At 37.3% G+C, this 13,865-nt stretch carries 10 protein-coding genes; 7 read left to right on the forward strand and 3 right to left on the reverse strand.

From position 1 onward, the window contains the following. Nucleotides 1-285: 285 nt before the first annotated feature. Nucleotides 286-1,416 (reverse strand): radical SAM family heme chaperone HemW, encoded by a 1,131-nt coding sequence (hemW, locus tag VL047_RS00875; RefSeq protein ID WP_325357560.1) that lies wholly within the window; start codon nucleotides 1,414-1,416, stop codon nucleotides 286-288. A 359-nt stretch (nucleotides 1,417-1,775) separates the two neighbouring features. Between hemW and VL047_RS00880 the strand changes: the two genes are divergently transcribed. Continuing rightward, the gene (locus VL047_RS00880) at nucleotides 1,776-2,039 is read left to right on the forward strand and encodes a hypothetical protein (protein ID WP_325357562.1); all 264 of its coding nucleotides are present in this window, start codon (nucleotides 1,776-1,778) and stop codon (nucleotides 2,037-2,039) included. Between the two features lie 282 nt (nucleotides 2,040-2,321). On the opposite strand, the gene VL047_RS00885 is transcribed toward VL047_RS00880, so the two are convergent. Next, entirely contained in the window at nucleotides 2,322-3,005 is a 684-nt protein-coding gene (locus tag VL047_RS00885) for a hypothetical protein (protein ID WP_325357564.1), read from the reverse strand. A gap of 82 nt (nucleotides 3,006-3,087) precedes the next feature. Here VL047_RS00885 and VL047_RS00890 point away from each other — a divergent pair, with 82 nt between their 5' ends. The 6 genes from VL047_RS00890 (at nucleotide 3,088) to hemL (ending at nucleotide 11,289) form a co-directional block, all read left to right on the forward strand. Continuing rightward, nucleotides 3,088-3,828 (forward strand): EcsC family protein, encoded by a 741-nt coding sequence (locus tag VL047_RS00890; protein WP_325357566.1) that lies wholly within the window; start codon nucleotides 3,088-3,090, stop codon nucleotides 3,826-3,828. Between the two features lie 68 nt (nucleotides 3,829-3,896). Then, on the forward strand, nucleotides 3,897-5,909 hold the full coding sequence (gene ispG / locus VL047_RS00895) for a (E)-4-hydroxy-3-methylbut-2-enyl-diphosphate synthase (protein ID WP_325357568.1): 2,013 nt from the start codon (nucleotides 3,897-3,899) through the stop codon (nucleotides 5,907-5,909). Between the two features lie 111 nt (nucleotides 5,910-6,020). Beyond that, nucleotides 6,021-7,256: a glutamyl-tRNA reductase gene (hemA, locus tag VL047_RS00900; RefSeq protein WP_325357570.1), complete on the forward strand. Its 1,236-nt coding sequence runs from the start codon at nucleotides 6,021-6,023 to the stop codon at nucleotides 7,254-7,256. 42 nt (nucleotides 7,257-7,298) lie between these two features. Continuing rightward, nucleotides 7,299-8,885 (forward strand): hydroxymethylbilane synthase, encoded by a 1,587-nt coding sequence (gene hemC / locus VL047_RS00905; protein WP_325357572.1) that lies wholly within the window; start codon nucleotides 7,299-7,301, stop codon nucleotides 8,883-8,885. A gap of 44 nt (nucleotides 8,886-8,929) precedes the next feature. Then, on the forward strand, nucleotides 8,930-9,898 hold the full coding sequence (gene hemB, locus VL047_RS00910; protein WP_325357574.1) for a porphobilinogen synthase: 969 nt from the start codon (nucleotides 8,930-8,932) through the stop codon (nucleotides 9,896-9,898). 20 nt (nucleotides 9,899-9,918) lie between these two features. Beyond that, the gene (hemL, locus tag VL047_RS00915) at nucleotides 9,919-11,289 is read left to right on the forward strand and encodes a glutamate-1-semialdehyde 2,1-aminomutase (protein ID WP_325357576.1); all 1,371 of its coding nucleotides are present in this window, start codon (nucleotides 9,919-9,921) and stop codon (nucleotides 11,287-11,289) included. Nucleotides 11,290-11,370: 81 nt separating this feature from the next. Here the strand turns inward: hemL and VL047_RS00920 are convergent, their stop codons facing one another. After that, nucleotides 11,371-13,608 (reverse strand): penicillin-binding protein 1A, encoded by a 2,238-nt coding sequence (locus tag VL047_RS00920; RefSeq protein WP_325357578.1) that lies wholly within the window; start codon nucleotides 13,606-13,608, stop codon nucleotides 11,371-11,373. Between the last annotated feature and the right edge of the window lie 257 nt (nucleotides 13,609-13,865).

Genomic DNA, 13,865 nt, shown 5'->3' on the forward strand with positions numbered 1-13,865 from the left:
AAGTTACGCAAACGGTTGATAATGTCAAGTTATTTTAAAATTATTTTTATGGAACCGTGGTATTTCTAAAGTTTTTTAGTGTTGGGTTAGGCATAAAAAACTGTGAAATAGTTCGTTATAAGATGGTTTTAGCCATTTGTTCAATTTCAATTGGCAGATTAGACAAATCTAAATATTTAATCTTGAGTTAATGTAAAAGTAACAGTTTCAGCACTACGAAAGGTAGGTGAGCTTGGTTTGGAGATTAGTTGGATGCGGGTAACCTATTATAAAAATGCAGTGATTTTAATGAGTTGTAAAAAACTCGGAAGCTATTTGGTCTGCCAAGAGCTTACCTTTTTGGGTTAAAGTATAAATATTTTTCTCTTGTTTTATTTTCTTTTCTTCCTGGTATTTTGGCAGACATTCATTCATGGCTTGCATAAATTCTGAAGGAAAGTTTTGGTTTAAGTAATTGATATCAATTCCCCATTTTGTGCGTAAAGAGGTCATGACATATTCATTGAATTTGTCTGATTCTGTAAGCACTTCCATCTCCATCGGAATCTCATTCTTTATGATAGATTGGATGTATTTCGAGTTGTTGGCGATATTCCATTGACGGCTTGTGCCATTGAATGAATGAGCAGATGGCCCGATTCCTAAATAAGGAACACCTTTCCAATAGTTGGTGTTATGCTTGGAGTAACGTTCATTCTTTGCATAGTTTGATATCTCATATTGTTCAAAACCAACTTTAGTGATCATTTCTGTTAATATAAGGAATTGATCAGCACTTTGACCTTCGTTCATAGGCTTTTGAATTCCTTTATTGATGAAACTGGCTAAAGCTGTTTGTGGTTCGATGGTCATGCTATAGGCGGAGAGGTGGGGTATGCCTAAATTGATGATCTGTTGAATATTGTTTATCCATTTAAGGTCGCTCAACAAGGGATACCCATAAATTAGGTCGGCGGTAATATCCTCAAAGCCGGCGTCCTGAACTCTTTTTATAGCAGAATCTGCCTCTTGAGCATTGTGCGCACGATTCATCCAGCGGAGGTCTTCCTCGTAAAAAGATTGCACTCCTATGCTGAAGCGATTGATAAGTGACTCTCTTAATTCTCGTACTTTTTCCTTTGTTAGATCATCTGGATTAGCTTCTATGGTAATTTCCGGATTAGATGCAATGCTGAAGTGAGTATATATTGTATCTAATAAATAATTGATTTCTTGAGCAGAAAGGAGGGAAGGAGTGCCGCCACCTAAATAAATACTTTCTATGGTTTGTTCTTGAAGATAGCCTTTACTTATAATTAGCTCTTTTTGCAAAGCTGAAAGAAGTTCTTCCTTATATTTTAAAGAGGTTGTAAAATGGAAATCACAATAATGACATGCTTGCTTGCAAAAAGGAATGTGGATGTAAATACCGGCCATTTTTTGAATTAGTGATAAATAATGATAATAATTTAAGTGGAAGTTATATTATCTATCTGATCGTCTTGTATTATGCTGTTTTATATCTTATACTAAACAGTTAAAGCAAAGATAGGCGAAATTATGATTTTCTAAGAATCTGTGTTCTTACCTAATAAAAGAAAGAATAAGTATAAATATAATGCGTATCTTTTCGATGTGGATTGTCCGGTTTCTTCTTGAGTCTGTGGTTACGTTGGATCAAATCAAAACGGTTTAAGGACTTGAAAAAATAAATAATAGAGTCATCTGCCAACAAAGATGAACAAAAAACAAACGACAAGCGCGAAGATATTTCCTGAAAGCAGAGCAAATGTACAATGATTGGATATTGTCTACTTGGGTACCTGAACCGGAAGATTCCTAGAATGGGTGATCACATGGAAAACCGATATGGACAACGAAAAATGCCTAGTTCTAACGGACTAACTGTTATTATTTTAGCATGTGTTTATACCATGTATGACGAAATCGTTGATCCGGGAAAGAAGTATATTAAGCGGTGCAACAGTTATAGCCGAAAATGGAATAAATTATGCTCTATGGTGATAAATGGTGGTCTGTTCCTATGTAAATCGAGGTAATAGCCTTAACCGCTCATTTTCAGGTTGTATGGTGATGGAGGTAATGTGCGTTCTTGAACCCTGCCAAGTTTTTAGGAAGGAAAAGTAGAATTTATAATCTTATATCGTTTGACATCCTTGAAAACTTATTTCTGTACTTGATGGGAGTAAGGTCGGTAATCTAGTTGGCCAAGCTTGTAGAGCCTGAAATTCCTGATGCTACGATCTAATTAAAAGCTATTATACAGGCTGTATCTTTGTGCAATTTAAATAACAAATATCAGGCATATAGAAGTGCTATAATTATGTGCTTTTCTTAATCTCCTCTTCAACTAATTTAAAAACATTTAAGAAATCGTAGTTGAGATTTTCGATCGCATTTTCTAACACAATTAGTGCAGTTTCAGTTTCTTTGGCACTGAACTCCTCAACCCATACTCTTCGGCCAATACGGTCAAGTGCATGTACTAAGCTAACAGGTTTATTATAGGTTTCTAAGTAACGGCTTTCAATAAAGTTATTTAGAAACCTATAAAAACCATTTGTTTCCATGATGCCAAGTTTGTGCATAAAGTCATCCAGTATCTTTGGTTCGCATGCATCTAAGTTTCTATAAAACTGATTTGTGTCTACTATATTATTACGAATCAGGAGGGAGTCTAATATTAATTCATAAGCCACATGGGCTAAGAAAAAGGGACGCTTGGGCAAATCAGTAAATACTGTTGCTAACTCTTGTCGTAATTGCGAGCTATGTATTTTGAAAGGCACCGAATTATGAAAGATTGCATCTACCTGGACATGATGTTTCCATCCTTCGAAGAGAAGATTGATGTCTGAATTATCGTTAAAAAGTAAATTTTCTTTTTCGGGTCGGAATTTCCAATTATAATGATGGTTTCTGAATAAATCAGGAAGAATTGCTCCTATGGTGTAATAGGGGTTGTTGATAGATTGAACAAAGTAATAATGCGATAGAAAGTTCAATTTCTTTTTTTTGTAAGGTAATAAAAAGCATGCGATTTCTGCATAGTGGGAAAATAGAAAATTATTTTGTTATTTGTAATAAATGACTCCTTACAAAGAACGTGTGTTTTCAGAGCTGAAATTATGGCGAATAAAGATGAGAAAGAAAGCATCTTTAAGTAACCGCTTAGCAAAGAAGGTTCAGGTGAGATTAAATGGTATGATTCCTGAAAAAATTCATCAAGCCATTACATTTACTATTGAAAAGATGGTGAGTGGAGTTTTGTTTGGCACTAAATTTATTACCCCCAAGCGCAAAGAAAATGCTTCTTTTCAGTTAAGGGAAGCTTATGTAAAAAAACAAATAACGTTTTACCAGAAAACAGCTTCAGTTGAAGGTGCAGTTACTGGGGCTGGTGGCATCATTATGGGTTTTGTTGATTTTCCGGCATTTTTGACCATCAAAATGAAGATGCTTTTTGAAATTGCTTCGCTTTATGGGTTTGATGTAAAAGACTATAAAGAAAGGCTGTTTATTCTGCATATTTTTCAATTAGCTTTTTCAAGTCAGGAAGGACGAAATGAAGTGTTTGAGGTAATTGATAATTGGGAGAATTATATTAGCACGTTGCCTTCTGATGTAGAGCAGTTCGATTGGCGTACTTTTCAGCAAGAATATCGTGATTATATTGATTTGGCTAAATTGGCTCAGTTAATTCCTGTAATTGGTGCAGCAGTTGGAGCAATAGCCAATTATCAGTTAGTGAAATTACTTGGGGAAACTGCCATGAATTGCTATCGGATGCGATTGATACATAAAGGGGAATTAGAAACTATTGATTAAAACTAGCTTAGTGGGCTATCGGGTATTTTTATAACTTTGTATTATAAAATTAATTAGGAGTAGAACAGATGAGTACAACAGTTAGTAAGATACTTTCGGGTGGATATTGTAATTCTCTTTCTCATTATTCCAGGTATTTAACTCGCGAGGTTACTATTGGCGATATACCAATGGGTGCGAATAACCCAATCCGTATTCAAAGTATGACTACGGTAGATACGATGGATACGTTGGGTTCAGTTGAGCAAACAATTCGGATGGTGGATGCCGGTTGTGACTATGTGCGAATAACTGCACCAAGTATTAAGGAAGCTAGAAATTTAGCAGAAATAAAGAAACAATTACGGTTAAGGGGCTATAATGTTCCTTTGATTGCAGATATCCATTTTACCCCGAATGCTGCAGAAGCAGCTGCAAGGATTGTTGAAAAGGTCCGAATTAACCCGGGCAATTATGCAGATAAAAAGAAATTCAGTGAATTAACCTATACAGATTCAGAGTATCAGAATGAGCTGGAGCGCATTTATAAAAAGTTTGCACCACTTGTGAAGATTTGTAAGGAATATGGTACTGCCATGCGGATTGGAACAAACCATGGATCACTGTCAGATAGGATAATGAGCCAGTATGGTGATACACCTAAAGGTATGGTTGAGTCTGCAATGGAGTTTATCCGGATGTGTGAAGACTTAAAATACTATAATCTTGTTATTTCCATGAAGTCCAGCAATCCGCAGGTAATGATACAAGCCTATCGTTTGCTGGTAGAGAAGATGACTGAGGAGGGAATGAATTATCCTTTGCATTTAGGGGTTACTGAAGCAGGTGATGGGGAAGATGGTCGTATAAAATCTGCTGTTGGCATTGGTACTCTGTTAGAAGACGGGCTAGGCGATACCGTGCGGGTTTCATTAACGGAAGAACCTGAATTTGAAGCACCCGTTGCCTCGGCTTTGATTAATCGTTATAAGAAGCGTGCTGAAAACAACATGCCTACTGAAGTTTATTCAGAAAAAGAGAGCTTTATTCTGCCATACGCAACATATTTTAAGCGCGAGACAAAAGAGGTCAATAACTTTATTGGTGGAAGTATGGTGCCCAGAGTACTTGTAGATATTTCCAGAGAAAATTTAAAAGACCCTTATACGCTGATGAGTGTTGGCTATAGATATGATATGCTGCTTGATAAATATCATATGGGAGATCAGTCTGTTGATTTTGTGTACCTGGCAGATTCTCTGCCGTCATTTACAATGCCGGCTAATTTGAAACAAGTATATAATTATAGAACCTGGATTGGGCTAAAGGATAAAACGAATATTCATCCTTTATTTAGTCTTGAGGAATATGTATCAACTTCTGAGCATGATTCATCGATTAACTTGGTTGTAATTAATAATTCTGATCTGACAGGAGAAGTATTTGGCTCGCTGGAAATTGATAAAAGCATCGTTTTTATTTTAGAAACGAATGAGGAACACGGAATGGCTGACCAAAGGCAGTTTTTCTGTAAGCTTATAGAACTGGGGATTCAAATACCGGTAGTGATTAAGAGAACTTATAATCCCGCTGATTTTAATGGCCCTATTGGTGATTTGATGAGTGTCGAGGAGCCTGTTTCAAAGCTTCAGCTATATGCCGGAACAGATTTTGGAGGCTTGCTGACTTCAGGTTTAGGAGATGGAATATGGATAGATTCTGAAGCAACGGATCTTGATAAAATTGTTTCTACATCTTTTGGTATTTTACAGGCAACTCGTTCTCGGATTTCTAAGACAGAATATATATCATGTCCAAGCTGTGGTCGAACACTTTTTGACTTGCAGGAAACCACTCAACTCATTAGAACCAGGACCAATCATTTGAAAGGATTGAAGATTGGTATCATGGGTTGTATTGTAAATGGACCTGGAGAAATGGCTGATGCTGATTATGGATATGTGGGTGCAGGACCGGGAAAAATCACACTTTATCGCGGAAAACAGGTTGTTAAGAAAAATGTTGACACCAAAAATGCCTTAGATGAATTGATAGAAATCATTCGAGAGGATGGCAAATGGGTTGATATTGAGGATGTTTAGTCTTTCAGTCTATTTATAAGCATTCTAAATGTTTCTGTTTTACAAAGTCTTGACAATGAACAGCCTCCTTATTTTGTACTTTTGTGGTCAGTTAAGCACGATCCTATAATCTTGAAAAATCTTAAAGTAATTGCATTTACACATAAAAATGTGGACCTAAAGGACTTGGGGAATTTGGTAATTTGTGATGAGGAGTTGGAGTCTAGGTTGCTGCGATTAAAAGCTATATTCAACACCTCAGAGATATTCTATATCGGAACTTGTAACCGGGTTGAATTTGTATTCTATGGCGAACAAGATCTCAATGATGAGTTTGTAAATAGCTTTGTGGATACATTAAACCTTAATGTTTCAGAGAACCAACGTCTTTCTATTTTAAATCAGGTTAATACCTATGACGGAAGGGAAGCAATCAATCACCTTTTCAGGATATCATGCTCTCTTGAGAGTTTGGTAGTTGGTGAAAAGGAAATCCTTTCGCAAGTACGTAAAGCCTATGAACGTTGTCGCTGTGCCGGTTTCACTGGTGATTTTATGCGCATGTTGATGAGCAGTTTGGTAAAAACAGCAAAAGAGGTTTATACTTTAACAGATATTTCACGGAAACCTGTCTCAGTGGTTTCATTGGCCTATCGCAGTTTACGCGATTCCGGATTAGGAACCAGCCCGCGCTTTTTGATTATAGGTGCCGGAGAAACGAATCAAAACATAGCTAAATATATTCAGAAACATAAAGATTCTAATTTTGTGGTTTTTAACCGTACTTTAGAAAAGGCAGAAAGTTTAGCAAAGGAACTGAATGGTAAAGCCTATCCTTTATCAGAACTTGAAAACTATACAGAAGGTTTTGATGTATTAATTACTTGTACCGGCTCAACTGCCCCTTTAATTGATAATGAATTATATCGGAAGCTATTAAATGGAGATAACTCTAAGAAGACGATTGTCGATTTAGCCATCCCGAATGATACTGCTGAAGAAGTTATAAAAAACAACTCTATTAATTATATTGAAGTGAGCAGCTTGCAGGCAATTGCGAATAAAAATATTCAAGATCGATATGAAGAGCTAGTTCATGCTGAACGTATAATAGAAGAAAATATTGAAGAATTTATACCTCTTTTAAAACAGCGTAAGGTTGAAATTGCAATGCGGGAAGTTCCTCAGAAAGTGAAAGAAATAAAATCTTTTGCTTTGAATACTGTATTCGCTCAAGAGGTAAACTCAATGGACGAAGATTCCCGGGCAGTTTTAGAAAAAGTGATAAACTATATGGAGAAAAAATATATTAGTGTTCCTATGGTTATGGCAAAAGAGATTTTAGTAAAAAACAGTGGGTTGCAGTAACTTTTTATAAGTTTGAATCCATTTATTTAAGAAAGAATTATTGTGAATAGGAAGCTTATAATTGGAACTCGAGGTAGTGAATTAGCCCTTTGGCAAGCCAATCATATTAAAGATTGCTTAGAAAAGTCAGGTTTTGAGACTGATCTTAAAATTATAAAAACACAAGGGGATAATATCCAACATATGCGATTGGATAAGCTGGAAGGAAAAGGATTCTTTACAAAAGAATTGGAAGAAGAACTTTTAGCCGGTACCATTGATATCGCTGTTCATTCACATAAAGATTTACCTACCATAAACCCTCCTGGTTTAATTATCGCTGCAGTATCTGAACGCGAAGATCCATCTGAATTACTTCTTATTCTAAAAGATTGTGTGGATACTAAAAAGAAGCTGAATGTTAAGCATAACGCGATTGTAGGTACATCGTCTAATCGTCGCAAAGCACAATTACTATCATTGCGACCTGATTTAGAGATTGAAGACTTAAGAGGAAATATCAATACACGCATACAAAAGCTTCGGGATGAACAGTACGATGCGATTATGATTGCGAAAGCAGGAGTAGAGCGTATTAATATTGATATCAGTGATTTCCATGTTGTAGAAATTAATCCTACAGAAATTATACCTGCTCCTGCTCAAGGAGTTTTAGCTGTTCAGATCCGTGAAGGTAATGACGAATTAAAGCAAATCCTACAAGGTATAAATAACGAGGAAGTTGCTAAAGCAATAGCTGTTGAACGTACTGTTCTGAATCTTTTTGAAGGTGGCTGCCACATGCCTTTAGGCTGTTACTGCCGTTTTGAAGAAGGACAATATGAAGTGTGGACGTCGAAAGCAGAAACAGGAGATGATTTTCCTGATCGTGTTTTCCTCTCTGCAAAAACAACAGAAGGATTAGCCGAAAGGATAGTAGCTCTTTATAAAAATAAACATTCGTATCCTCAGACTGTCTTTATCAGTCGGGATATTACAGAAAATAGTTACCTATACCGCGCACTAGAAAAACATTCAATTAAATTAGAAGGAGAATCTTTAATTAGGATTTATCCTACTATTAATAAGCTTGATCCATTTATACTGAAACATCTGGATTGGATATTTTTCAGCAGCAAAAATGGAATTGAGAATTTCTTTAAACTGGAACCTCGCTTGAGTAAGAAAACAAAGTTTGCTGTGGTTGGAAGAGGTTCCGAAGATATGTTAAGGCAATACGGTTATACTGCTTCTTTTACCGGACAGGATGAAGGTATTGATACAGAAGAAATCGGAAAAATATTTGCTCAGGAAAATCCAAATACAACGGTGTTATTCCCTCGCGCCAAGGGTTCTCTGCAAACAATTCAGAATCAAATGTCTGAGAACATTAAAGTAATTGATTTGCCGGTATACGAAACTGTTTTGGTTGATAATGTATCCAAATCAAATGCAGAAGTGCTGATATTTACGAGCCCAAGTAATGTGGATGCCTATTTCGCAAACAATCTCATTGATCCGGAACAGCAGGTTATTAGCATTGGTTATTCTACCGGCCGTAAATTGGAAGAGTACGGAGTTAGCTATACACTTCCTTATTCACCGGATGAATTAGGTTTGTCAGAAGCAGTATTTGCTTTAGGTTTGTAGAACAGTTCCCTTATAGATCAGAATAATCTTAAATAGATAATATAATGATACTAAGACCACGTCGATTACGGAAAAATGCCATTGTGCGAAATATGGTGGCTGAAACACGCTTATCGAAAGATATGTTTGTTTACCCCTATTTTGTAGTACCCGGAAATGGTATTAAACATGAGATTGATGCAATGCCTGGAATCCATCATTTCTCGGTTGATACACTTATAAAAGATACCGAACTTTCTTTAAAATCAGGCATTAATAAAGTTTTATTGTTTGGTGTAGGAGAAGATAAAACCGAAGATGCTTCTTCGTGTTACCATAATAACTCTATTGTTGTAAAGGCTATCGAGGCTTTAAAGAAGGAGTTTTCAGATGATTTATATATCGTAACAGATGTCTGTGCGTGTGCTTATACCACTCACGGACATTGCGGAATTTTAAAGGACGGGTATGTTCAAAATGATGAAACTGTAGAGGTTTTATCAAAGATGGCATTGTCTCATGCAGCAGCAGGTGCTGATATGGTCGCTCCTTCTGATATGATGGATGGCCGGGTGGCTGGCATCCGTCAGAAGTTAGATTCAAATGGTTTCGTGAATACAGGCATTATGAGCTACAGCGTGAAATTCGCATCTGCTTATTATGGACCTTTTCGCGAGGCTGCTGATTCATCTCCATCAAGTGGTGATAGAAAAGCTTATCAAATGGACTTCAGAAATTCTCGTGAATCTATTAAGGAAGCTTTATTGGATGAGCAGGAGGGAGCCGATATATTAATGGTTAAACCTGCATTGGCTTACTTAGATTTGATTAAAGAGGTTAAAGCAAGTTCGAATCTGCCTTTAGCTTGTTATAATGTATCCGGAGAGTACTCCATGGTGAAAGCAGCAGCCCAGGCTGGCTGGATCAATGAGCAACAAATCGTTGTCGAAAATATGTATGCGTTTGCAAGATCCGGTGCAGATATAATTATTACCTACCACGCCCGCGATTTAGTAGAAAAAAATTGGATTTAAGTAAATAAGGAGATTTAATAATGATTGGTTCTATAAAAAAGATGTTTTCTTCAGCAGATCAGGAGTCTTTTTCTGGTCCGTCGAAACCTGATATTTCTAGAGAGAAATCGGCTCAGTTATATGAAAAAGCCAAACAATATTTTCCAGGTGGAGTAAACTCTCCGGTGCGCGCATTCAAGTCTGTCCACGGAGTTCCTTTATTTATTGAAAAGGGGGATGGTTGTTTAATTTGGGATGCTGATGGAAATGAATTTATTGATTTCTGTTGCTCTTGGGGACCGCTTATTTTAGGTCACAATAACGAAAAAGTACGCGAAGGTGTTACTGCTGCATTGCAGAACGGTATGAGTTTCGGGGCTCCTACAGCTTTAGAGAATGAACTAGCCGAGTTGATCTTAAAAAACAATCGTTTTATAGAGAAAATAAGATTTGTTAGTTCGGGTACTGAGGCGGTAATGTCTGCTATTCGATTGGCGCGTGGCTATACGAATAAAGATAAGATCATTAAATTTGAAGGCTGCTATCATGGTCATTCAGATTCTCTATTGGTAAAAGCAGGTTCAGGTTTAGTAACCTTTGGTGAAACTTCTTCTGCTGGGGTTCCAAAAAGCTTTGCCGAAGAAACTATTGTTATTCCATTGAATGATAGAAAAGCTGTTGAAGAAGCTTTTGCACAATTCAAAGACCAGGTAGCTGCCGTAATTATTGAAGGAATTCCGGCTAATAATGGTTTATTAATTCAAGAAAAAGAATACATTCATTTCCTGCGTGAAATCACTCAGCAAAATAATGCTTTATTGATATTCGATGAAGTTATTACAGGCTTTAGATTAGGGTTTGAAGGTGCTGCTGCCTATTACGATGTACATCCTGATATTATTACCTATGGTAAGATTATAGGAGGTGGTATGCCTGTAGGTGCTTATGGTGCTTCCAGTGAGATTATGAGCCGCATCTCTCCAGACGGAAATGTTTATCAGGCAGGAACCTTATCAGGAAATCCAATAGCGATGGCTGCCGGTATCGCACAATTAACCGTGCTGAAAAGCGGAGTTTATAAATCGTTAAATAGCAAGGCTACCTCATTTGTAGAGGCTTTACAGCGTTTTGTTTCTGCAAAGAATTATAAGGTGAAAATATTTTCAGTGGGTTCAATTTTTTGGATGGCATTTACTGATAAAGACCATATCCGCACTGCTTCAGATATTGATCCTCAAAGTATGGAGAAATACAAAGTGATGCATCGGGAGTTATTGAACCGGGGAATATACTTTGGCCCTTCAGGCTATGAAGTAGGTTTTGTATCACATGCGCATACGAAAACTGATTTGGAAAAAGCAAAACGAGCTATTTTTGAAAGTTTGGAAGTTGTTTTTAGACACGGCAATTAATTAGCTACTTGTTATACTACACAAAAGGGGCATTAATGATAAATTAATGCCCCTTTCTTAGCTAGAAATATTCAGGTCCTTTTAGAAGCCTAAACGATCTTCAATTGTCTCTTCTTCTTGTTCCCCTTGATAGTACTGCATGTTATACTGGCTGCAGTCGAGGGTAACCTGTAAGCCGCCCTTCGGTAACTCAAACTCTCCCTGTGTATAGTTAAGTGTTTTATCCGCATAAACCTTCTGCAGATATAATCCGTATACAGGTAAGGCTGCGTTTGCCCCCTGCCCAAGAGCGGTAGAGCTAAAGCTGATGGCTCTGTTTTCTGCACCGGTCCATACTCCGGTTACAAGATCAGGAGTTATTCCTATAAACCATGCATCTGAGTTATTATTAGTTGTTCCCGTCTTACCACCCATTGGGTTCTTGAAGTTGAACATCCAGCGTAATCGATTTCCACTTCCGGCATCCACCACACTTTTTAACATATCAACCATTACATAAGCAGTTTGCTCATTCAGAACAACAGATATTTTAGGATTATGCTCATAAATAACTGCTCCGTTTCTGTCTTCTACCCTTAAAACATAGGTTGGTTCTGTCCATACTCCATGGTTTACAAATGCAGAATAAGCACCTACCATATCGTATAGAGAAGCATCAAAAGAACCTAGACTGATGGAGGGCAGGGGTTGCAGATCCGGACTTGTTATTCCCATATTTTTTATGAGATTGGCAACAGCAACCGGGCCAACTTGCTGCATAATATCAACCGTTGCAAAGTTCTGTGAATTTGCAAGTGCAGCTCTTAAAGTAATAGGGCTGCCAATAGACGTACCCCGAGGGGTCCAATTGCCAATTGTTATTGGTTGGTTGGGAACCTGGTAACACGGAGAGTATCCATTGTCAATCGCCACTGCATAGGTAAAGGGCTTGGCCGTTGACCCAACCTGGCGAGTACCCACTTTAACCTGGTCATATTTAAAATGTTCAAAGTCAATTCCTCCCACCCAGGCTCTTACAAATCCTGTTTTAGGTTCCATCGACATTACCGAGTTGCGAAGAATTAATTTGTGATAGCGAATGGAATCCAAAGGAGACATCACCGTATCAATCACCCCTTTCCAACTAAAAATGGATAGTTTGGTGGGTTCTGTAAAGTTTTTCTGAATTTCATCCTCAGACAATCCATCTTGCTGAAGCCAATAATAGCGGCTCGATTGTTTGATTCCCTGATCAAGTAAAATCTGATAGTTTTTAAACGGATCCCTGTTCTTATATTCTTTATTGAATTGCAGTTGAAGCTTCTGCAGCCATTCGCGTTGAGCTTCTTCTGCATAGCGCTGCATCCTGGAATCAATCGTTGTATATATTTTCAAGCCGTCCCGATCGAGGTCATAAGGTGTGCCATCGGCTTTGGTTCTTGAATTATCTGCAAATATCTTTTTTAATTCCTCTTTTAGAGTTGCACGGAAATAAGGAGCTAATCCTTCACCGTAACTTACCGGATTAAAAGATAGAACTAAAGGCTTCTGTTTGGTTTCTTCCGCTTCTTGTTCACTTAAGAAGCCTGCTTTTCTCATATTTTCAAGAACGGTATTCCTTCTGTTAAATGAGTTTTTTGGATTGCTTATTGGAGAATAAAGCCATGTACCCTTGAGCATACCTACCAAAACGGCTGCTTGCTCTGGCGTAAGCTCTGCAGGAGTAGTACTGAAATAAGTTTTAGCAGCAGATTTTATACCGTATGTATTATAAGCACCAAAATCAACGGTGTTAAAATACATGGTAATAATTTCCTCTTTTGTATAGTTCCTTTCTAATCTGACAGCAGTAATCAATTCCTGGAACTTTTGGATAATTCGCTTTACGGTGTTGCGCGCCCTTCCTTCTGAGAATAGATTTAAGGCCAATTGCTGAGTAATTGTACTTGCACCTTGTTTCTTTCCTACAAGGTTGTACAGAATAATGGAAAATGTCCTTTTAAAATCTATACCTGAATGCGAATAAAATCGGATGTCTTCAGTAGAAATAAGTGCGTTAATTAAAGCAGGAGATAATTCTTCATAGGTAACATTGGATCTGTTTTGGGAGAAATAGGTCCCCAAAACCTTTCCGTCTGCTGAAATTACCTCACTAGCCAAGTTGTTCTTTGGATTTTCAAGATCCTTAAAAGAAGGCAAAGGGCCAAATAGACCCAATCTGATAGAAAGAATAAACAGGAATCCTAATACCAGAAGTCCGATAAGAACTTTCCAGAAATTACGAGTATACCTATTAATGTCTTCGGTGGTTAATTGATTTTTCTTAGTTTGTCGCTGCATTTAAATATTAGCGTTTATATCTTGTTAATCTTTATAGCGATTTTCGTGCCTGATTTTTTCGCCTGATTTTCGTGCCAAAGATACGGTCTTTTATTTTTCTTTGAAACTTATATAACAATAGCCCCTTTTTACATCAAACTTCAATGGACCAGATACGGCCCTTGTATAGACCTTGTAATAGATACTAGAAACATTACTGAAAGATTTATGTGGTATAACTACGGTAATTTGACCCTTTAAGCGTAGACATAGCGCTA

The sequence above is a fragment of the Albibacterium sp. genome, from assembly GCF_035514885.1.
Taxonomy (GTDB): domain Bacteria; phylum Bacteroidota; class Bacteroidia; order Sphingobacteriales; family Sphingobacteriaceae; genus Albibacterium.

Bases quoted from the DNA above. Each gene is read 5' to 3' on its own strand.
- hemW (WP_325357560.1), bottom strand. From the start codon at position 1,416: ATGGCCGGTATTTACATCCACATTCCTTTTTGCAAGCAAGCATGTCAT.
- VL047_RS00880 (WP_325357562.1), top strand. From the start codon at position 1,776: ATGATTGGATATTGTCTACTTGGGTACCTGAACCGGAAGATTCCTAGA.
- VL047_RS00890 (WP_325357566.1), top strand. From the start codon at position 3,088: ATGACTCCTTACAAAGAACGTGTGTTTTCAGAGCTGAAATTATGGCGA.
- ispG (WP_325357568.1), top strand. From the start codon at position 3,897: ATGAGTACAACAGTTAGTAAGATACTTTCGGGTGGATATTGTAATTCT.
- hemB (WP_325357574.1), top strand. From the start codon at position 8,930: ATGATACTAAGACCACGTCGATTACGGAAAAATGCCATTGTGCGAAAT.
- hemL (WP_325357576.1), top strand. From the start codon at position 9,919: ATGATTGGTTCTATAAAAAAGATGTTTTCTTCAGCAGATCAGGAGTCT.
- VL047_RS00920 (WP_325357578.1), bottom strand. From the start codon at position 13,608: ATGCAGCGACAAACTAAGAAAAATCAATTAACCACCGAAGACATTAAT.